Annotated in this window: 7 protein-coding genes; 2 read left to right on the top strand and 5 right to left on the bottom strand. The window is 59.8% G+C overall.

The window, feature by feature from the left end; translation table 11 throughout:
- Positions 1-475 precede the first annotated feature (475 nt).
- The 3 genes from SMD10_RS05375 to SMD10_RS05365 all read right to left on the bottom strand — a co-directional run bounded on the left by SMD10_RS05375 (position 476) and on the right by SMD10_RS05365 (position 2,104).
- The gene (locus SMD10_RS05375; protein ID WP_331684624.1) at positions 476-979 is read right to left on the bottom strand and encodes a hypothetical protein; all 504 of its coding nucleotides are present in this window, start codon (positions 977-979) and stop codon (positions 476-478) included.
- Positions 980-1,035: 56 nt separating this feature from the next.
- Positions 1,036-1,194 (bottom strand): hypothetical protein, encoded by a 159-nt coding sequence (locus SMD10_RS05370; RefSeq protein ID WP_331684623.1) that lies wholly within the window; start codon positions 1,192-1,194, stop codon positions 1,036-1,038.
- A 271-nt stretch (positions 1,195-1,465) separates the two neighbouring features.
- Positions 1,466-2,104 (bottom strand): hypothetical protein, encoded by a 639-nt coding sequence (locus tag SMD10_RS05365; RefSeq protein WP_331684622.1) that lies wholly within the window; start codon positions 2,102-2,104, stop codon positions 1,466-1,468.
- A gap of 127 nt (positions 2,105-2,231) precedes the next feature.
- On the opposite strand from SMD10_RS05365, the gene SMD10_RS05360 reads away from it, so the two are divergent.
- Complete coding sequence (locus SMD10_RS05360) at positions 2,232-2,492, top strand: EamA family transporter (RefSeq protein WP_331684621.1); 261 nt, start codon at positions 2,232-2,234, stop codon at positions 2,490-2,492.
- Between the two features lie 9 nt (positions 2,493-2,501).
- Here the strand turns inward: SMD10_RS05360 and SMD10_RS05355 are convergent, their stop codons facing one another.
- Positions 2,502-3,044 (bottom strand): hypothetical protein, encoded by a 543-nt coding sequence (locus SMD10_RS05355; RefSeq protein WP_331684620.1) that lies wholly within the window; start codon positions 3,042-3,044, stop codon positions 2,502-2,504.
- Between the two features lie 476 nt (positions 3,045-3,520).
- On the opposite strand from SMD10_RS05355, the gene SMD10_RS05350 reads away from it, so the two are divergent.
- Complete coding sequence (locus tag SMD10_RS05350) at positions 3,521-5,536, top strand: ankyrin repeat domain-containing protein (RefSeq protein ID WP_331684619.1); 2,016 nt, start codon at positions 3,521-3,523, stop codon at positions 5,534-5,536.
- Positions 5,537-5,672: 136 nt separating this feature from the next.
- Here the strand turns inward: SMD10_RS05350 and SMD10_RS05345 are convergent, their stop codons facing one another.
- On the bottom strand, positions 5,673-6,251 hold the full coding sequence (locus tag SMD10_RS05345; RefSeq protein ID WP_331684618.1) for a GNAT family N-acetyltransferase: 579 nt from the start codon (positions 6,249-6,251) through the stop codon (positions 5,673-5,675).
- Between the last annotated feature and the right edge of the window lie 67 nt (positions 6,252-6,318).

The following is a 6,318-nucleotide window of genomic DNA, read 5'->3' as shown; positions in this document are numbered from 1 at the left end:
TTCCAGCGACGGCCGCGCCATCGCCGACATCGACCGCAGATCGAAATCCCCATAGCCATCGACTGTGGCCCGCGGGTTCCTTCCTCGGGGACTTTCGTACGCCTGCCGGCGCCCGAAACTCTTCACGAAACCTGCCGGACGTAGCCTTTAAACGGGACGCTCCGTAAACGAGAGTTTGCGTGACGGTCACGGGCTTTGCTCGATTGCGGCCGATCGGTGTCATTTAACCCGTAACACGATCTACAACGGCTGATCCTTAGCGTACGTTTTCGACGATCCTCTCACTGGACCCCCATCAGGCTTTCGCAATCCGCCCGACGTGATCACCCTATGTTCTCAAATGTCGGACAGATCGAGCACTTTCATGTCGTGACGCCTTCGAGCGGTGGAGAACCTCGGTTGTCGCCACCAAAATATAAGCCGCTGAAACCGAAATCTCCGCGCGGGTGGAAGGATCGGACGATAATCTGAAGCATTAGTGTGTTTCCGACCGGTCGAAGTCGCGGATCATTTCTGCAAGAGCTTCGGCGCTTCCTGAACAGACGCGGACAGCCAGTTCTACTTTGCACTCTGCCGGGTCTATCCGGAAATAGCTTCCGTCGAGAGCTCGTGAGTTAGCAAGCTCTGCGTGCGGGCCTTTGATATAGTGGTGAAAGGTTATGTCCGCCGTTGCGTACTGACCGGTCGTGATGTCCCGATAGCCGCCGCCCTCGCCGACGCTCACCCTCTGCTCGGCGATCGGCCTGCCGTCCTTCGTCTGGAAGCGATACTCAAAGCCCGGTGGGGCATCGACTTCCAGGAAGCTGACGACGCTGTTCACTGTCGCCTGGAGCTGGATCGCATTGTCCTTGACGGTAACGGCATCGCCGTAGCGCTCGTCGAAGGTCTGTTGGTCGATTTTCGTCACAAGAACCACGACGGTCCCGCCCTCGGTGAGAAGCGGATCTTCGACGGTGACGGTCAACATGGCGGCAGACATGGGCAGGCACCCTCCCAAAAGACAGGCAACAGCGAGCGCTATGATGGTGGCCCGCCTCAATTGACGTCGATCCGTTCGGACTTCAGCGAGATGTGCCCGTCGAAATCGATGCTGAGCGTCTTGCCGTTGAAGGTCACCTCTCCGCTGGCGTGCATGACGATCTCTGCCTTGCCGCGGCGCAGACGCAAAGTCTTGTGAGCGTCGATGGTCTTCACTGTGCCGACGATCTCCGTGCTTTTCCAATCGGTTGCAGCCTCAGCCCGTGGCAGAAGCGAAGGTAAGTCCTGGTGAGGCTGCGCCGACCGGGGAGCGAAGACGGCCACCGCCGGGTTCTGCCTGACGATCCCGCTTTCGGTTACCAGGCTTCCCCTAACGGCTTGAAAACTCATGGCCCACACTGAAGCCGGCTTCTGAAATCGACACCGGGGGCGGCCGATCTGTCGCGGGTTTTAGGAGTTTTGCGAAACGGTCGCGCGCTGACGATCTCTATTGACCATTTCGGTCAAGCCAATGAATCACCATTGTTGGGAAGTTAACGATTTTATCATTCACCAACTGACCGAAGCCGCCACTATCATCCTGCTCAATGGCAGCGAGACATGCGGCTCGCGCGTCTTCATATCGCCCCATCAGGCAGAGCATCGCCACGCGATTAGCAAAATAGCCTTTGCTAAGGGTTTGCAGGTACTCCAAATAAGTTTCGCAGTCAGCCGTGAGCATCGGCGAGGCCATTTGCGAGTTGGCCCAATCGAGGATGTTTGCAGCAAGCGTTTCCGGCGATCCGTCACCCTCGTTGATCTCATCTTCAACCACTGTAGGTGCACTGCAAACCCACGCGCCAAAAGCTCGAAAAGAAAGCGGCAGCTTAGCATTCTCCGGCATTCCGACGATGTTCCAGAACACAGGATCGAGCGCCATCGGCTTGATACGGGCGGCCATCCTGGTCTTGTACGCCCAATTTACAATGCTGGCCTGAACCTCCACGAACCGACCATTGTGGTCCTTAAAAAGACTGTCGCGAGCAACGCGCCATTTATATGAACGAGCCGAGGTCTTCAGTACCGCGACCGTCGCTTTGGCGAGCGCTTTTCGCTCCTTGCGTTCAGCTCGGGTTAGCTTCGCCATAGCCTATTCCACCACCATCTGTCGCTTTAGTAGCTCTCGCCCGAAAAGATTCATCGCAGCAGCGTTTGCCGCCATTTTCTGACTAAAACATGCGACGTAGCATGTTTTAGGAATTGCGCGACGACGAATGACTTGGACAGGCTGGAGCGCGCTCGGTTTCCTGGCGCTCCTCTGCACTCTCGTCGGCTTCGCGGCCTGGTTCTGGGCGCTCGATCAAGGTGGTGTCGCTACAATCGCACCCCTTCAGTTCGGCCAACCCGTCGTCGGCGTGATCATTGCTGCGGCGTTTCTGTCCGAGGGATTATCGTCAGCAGTCGTGATTGCGCTGAGCCTGATCGTCGGCGGGGTCTACCTGTCTCGCTGTGCAGTGATCCGTCGTCTTCGTTAGCGGTGAGCATCAGCCTGCCAACCGGCGCCACCAGGGTTTCAAAGCACGTTCCTGAAGTTCCTGTGCCTGTCGGTGCCAACGATCGCGGTCCGCCCGGAGTTCTCCCACCATCTCATCGACTTTTTGGCTCTCTGCAGTACGCAGCGCCTTCTCCGTTTCAAGCACGGCTTGCAGCCCTTCGAGCTGGGATCGAACTACGTCCCTCTCACGTTCGGCAGCACGTGACTCATCACGTGCTTCATCGCGCTCGATTTCAGCCTGCTCCAACTTTTCATTAGCGGTATCAAGTGCTTGTTCAAGACGCTCAATGTGACGTGTCAATATACGTCCGAGGCCCGTATCGTCGGACGGCTCAACAGGCGTATCAACAAGCGGGGTATCGGACGTATCGGCCGGAAGGACATCAAGTGGCACTTCGATGCGAGCACGGCCGTCATTTCCTTTTTGCCGGGCCCATCGTTTGCGTAAAACAAGCTGCCTAGCGCTTTCACGTTCAATTCCTAGGCGGGCAGCCAGCTCGTCGTAGGTTAGAAGAACAGTCTCGTCCGTCACGTGTCCTGCCCCGTTATAGCGCACGTACGCAACTGTCACGTGTCGCGGTTCATCGGACGTGCGATCGAACGGGTCATGTCACGTGGCATCGCACATCATGAATATGCTGAACCAGCATTAAGAGATTGTTAATTAAAGTGTAACCAGCACGTGACAACGGCCGTGTCATTTGGGCCCTCATCGGGGTCAGCACATAGAACGGACCCAGATATACGCTAACGGATAGCCGCGGCGATCGAAGCGAGCCGGCTGCTATCGGCTCGACTGGGTGGAAAGCTGTCGGTCGGCTTTCGGGATGCTTTAACGCAAAGCCGACCGCAAAAAGCGGGCGGGTAGCGCGCGCTGTATGTGAGTCTTACCTTGATCTTACGACTATTCAAACAGGACGCTTCGTGAAGCATCGGCGTGAATTCCTTCAATTAGTTGCGTTGTCGGCTGCCGGGCTGACGCTCGTAGGCTGCGGGAAGAAGAACAAAATGACGAATGAGTTGTGGCACCAGTGGCAAGCCGACTGGCGATGGATGCACGACGTTGCCGAACGGCGCGGTTGGAACCTGTCTCGCCTGGAGATTTCTGCTCCCGCCAGCGAGGCCGCGCTGCGCCGCCTGGAGGCGGCGGCGGGACTGCCCGTTCCCGAGCAGCTTCGCGAGGTGCTGTCGCACTATGCCGCCAGCGTGAGGTTCGACTGGTACGTGCCATCGCACCTCTCCCCGATGGAGCAGCGCAACTTTCCGACCAGCAGCTTCAACCGCGGCTTTGTCTGGGATATCGACCAGATCGAGAACCACGCGATCCCGGGTTTCCTCGCGATGAAGCAGGGACTGGCCGAGGTGGACGAGAGCGAAGCGCCCAACACGCCGGACATGTGGGAGCGGCAGTTTCCGGTCTTCTGGCTGATCAATGGCGACATCCTGACGATCGACATGCGCCGGGATGACAGCCCGCATCCCGTCCGCTATTTCAGTCATGAGCTGGAGATGCTGCATGGGCAGGCACTCGCGCCCGACTTCCTGACATTTGTCTCGGAGATGGCCCGGCTTGGCCAGGCCGGTACCGAATGGGCCTCGTGGATGCGCTTCGGCGAATGGGACGAGGACCGCTACTATTTGCGTGCCGACAGTCCGGGCGGGCGCGAGTGGCGGCGATGGCTGGAGAGCGACCCGGCCTTGGTGAAGCCTGACGAGCCGCCGCCGGTAATCCTCGGCGAAACCGCGGCCGAGCGAGCGCTTCTGGAAGCCGCGCAACGCGGCGACATGGCTGCGGCGACGGCTGCCCTGGCCAGCGGCGCCCGTCCCGATGTGGTCTGGAACCCGGAGTGGCGACGGTACGGGTCGTCATCATCATTCGACGACGAATTCGCCACGGCTGTGACCTTTGCCGTCCGACGTAATGACACAAGCCTTGTCGAGCAGCTTTTGGCGCATGGCGCCTCGCTCGACACACGTCATTTGGCCGTTGCGGAGGCTGTGTCCCGTGCGTCGGTCGAGACCCTGCGCTGGCTTTGCCGGAAGGGAGCACGCGTTGATGGCTGGAAGAATGAGCGCTACTGGCCCATTCACCTCCTGATGACCCAGCGCCAGCGCCTCGTCGCCGCGAGTCCCGAGGAACTCGAACCGCGGCTCAGAGAAGAATACGGCCTGGACGGCGACGAGACCGCGGCACTCACACGCGAGGCGTTGGAGCCGTTGTTTCGGCGGGATGTCGAAGCCTTCATCACGCCGCAGGACTATCTGGCCATGCTCGAAACGCTGCTCGCAAGCGGCGCTGCGCCGGACGCCCCTTGGGACAACGGCACGACCATGCTGATGTGGGCAGGACCGGAGAGCGCCCGCATCCTGCTACGGTACGGCGCCGACCCGAACTATCATGCCCCGGATGGAACGACGCCACTCCATTTTACGCGTTCGGCCGCTGTCGCCCGCGTTCTGGTCGAAGCCGGAGCCGACGTGAACGCCCTCGCATCCCCGAACGGGCGGAAGAGTGAAACCGACCCGGTCTATACGCCATTGCAGGCCTCGCTGATACTCGGAGACCTGTGGGGCACCGAACTCGCCAAGTCGCTTCTGGAGCTGGGCGCAGATCCCTCCAAACGCGACGGCGAAGGCTACCCGACGCTCGGCTACGCGACCAGCGTCCCGGCCTTCGAGTTGATGAGGCCTTATGGCCTCGATCCGCACGAGCGCATGCCGGACGGCGGCACGCTTCTGCATCGCCTCTACCAGCAGCGCGGTGCGATCCGCGCAACCTTTCCGGAAGAGGTGGCGATCCTCGACCTTCTTTTGGCCGAAGGTCTCGATATCAACGCACAGAACAATGGCGGGCAGACAATCCTTCACCTCGCCGCGCCAAACGCCATCGACGCTGCTTCGATCGAACTTCTGCTCGAGCGGGGTGCAGATCGAAGCCTCAGAGATGCGAAAGGCAAACGTGCGGTTGACCTGATCCCTCGCTCCAAGAAGAATCTCCGAGGGGCTTTGACATCGGCGCTATGAAGAGTTCGACGCGCATCGTCGATCCGCAATGACTGCTATCTAAAGCGCGCAACAGCGGTCTAGATGGCTTGGAAGGGTCGATGTCGGCCATTGCGATCACCTGCGGATGGATGGGACTCGCGAGGACGGGAGCGAGCTAAAGGTCCCGGCGCATGACGTAGTTCAGGTAGCGCTGGTCCTCGATCTCGTAGTGTGTCTCGCCGGCGTGCTGAAAGGCGTGACGCTCGTAGAAGGTGAGCGCGGCCGTGTTCTGCGCATTAACGGCGAGCCAGACCCCGGCGTGTCCGCTAGATCGGGCGTGCGCTAGACCCGCCTCGAGAAGAGCAATACCTTTTCCCGCTCCTTGGTGGCGTGGTTGAACATAGAGGGTCGCGATCTCCACGTCCGGGCAACCGGCCACGGGCGCAGACGCGCCCGCCACAAGCTCAATCATGCCGTCGATCCCGACCACGTTCTGCGAAACGAGTATGGTGCGCTGCTGGTCTTGAAGGCGGCCACTAAGGCGGTCGGCCGTGAACTCGCGGAGCGCATGGTCGGCGAAGAAGTCGTTGATGCCTTCCCGGATATAGGTCCCGAGCCAGACCTCGATCGACAGGGCCGCCAAGCTGGTCGCATCGGATGCCGTAGCTTCGCGGATCATTGTTTTCTCAGCCATGCTTCCCAAACGCTTCGGCCTCGCGATCATCCTGTAGAGTGTTGCCTTTCTATCAACCAACGGTGTGCTCGTTGCAAAGGGCAGCTTTTGGGAAAGCGAAGTAAGCCTTTGGATGGCTCGAAGGGGT

It is taken from the genome of Consotaella aegiceratis, from assembly GCF_036541425.1.
GTDB lineage: Bacteria > Pseudomonadota > Alphaproteobacteria > Rhizobiales > Rhizobiaceae > Consotaella > Consotaella aegiceratis.
Note: the sequence above shows the minus strand (reverse complement) of the source record. Positions and strands in the feature narration are given on the sequence as shown.

What these genes read in the sequence shown, in the direction of transcription:
- SMD10_RS05375 (WP_331684624.1), bottom strand. Translation starts at nt 979, where the DNA reads ATGTCTGCCGCCATGTTGACCGTCACCGTCGAAGATCCGCTTCTCACC.
- SMD10_RS05365 (WP_331684622.1), bottom strand. Translation starts at nt 2,104, where the DNA reads ATGGCGAAGCTAACCCGAGCTGAACGCAAGGAGCGAAAAGCGCTCGCC.
- SMD10_RS05360 (WP_331684621.1), top strand. Translation starts at nt 2,232, where the DNA reads ATGACTTGGACAGGCTGGAGCGCGCTCGGTTTCCTGGCGCTCCTCTGC.
- SMD10_RS05350 (WP_331684619.1), top strand. Translation starts at nt 3,521, where the DNA reads ATGACGAATGAGTTGTGGCACCAGTGGCAAGCCGACTGGCGATGGATG.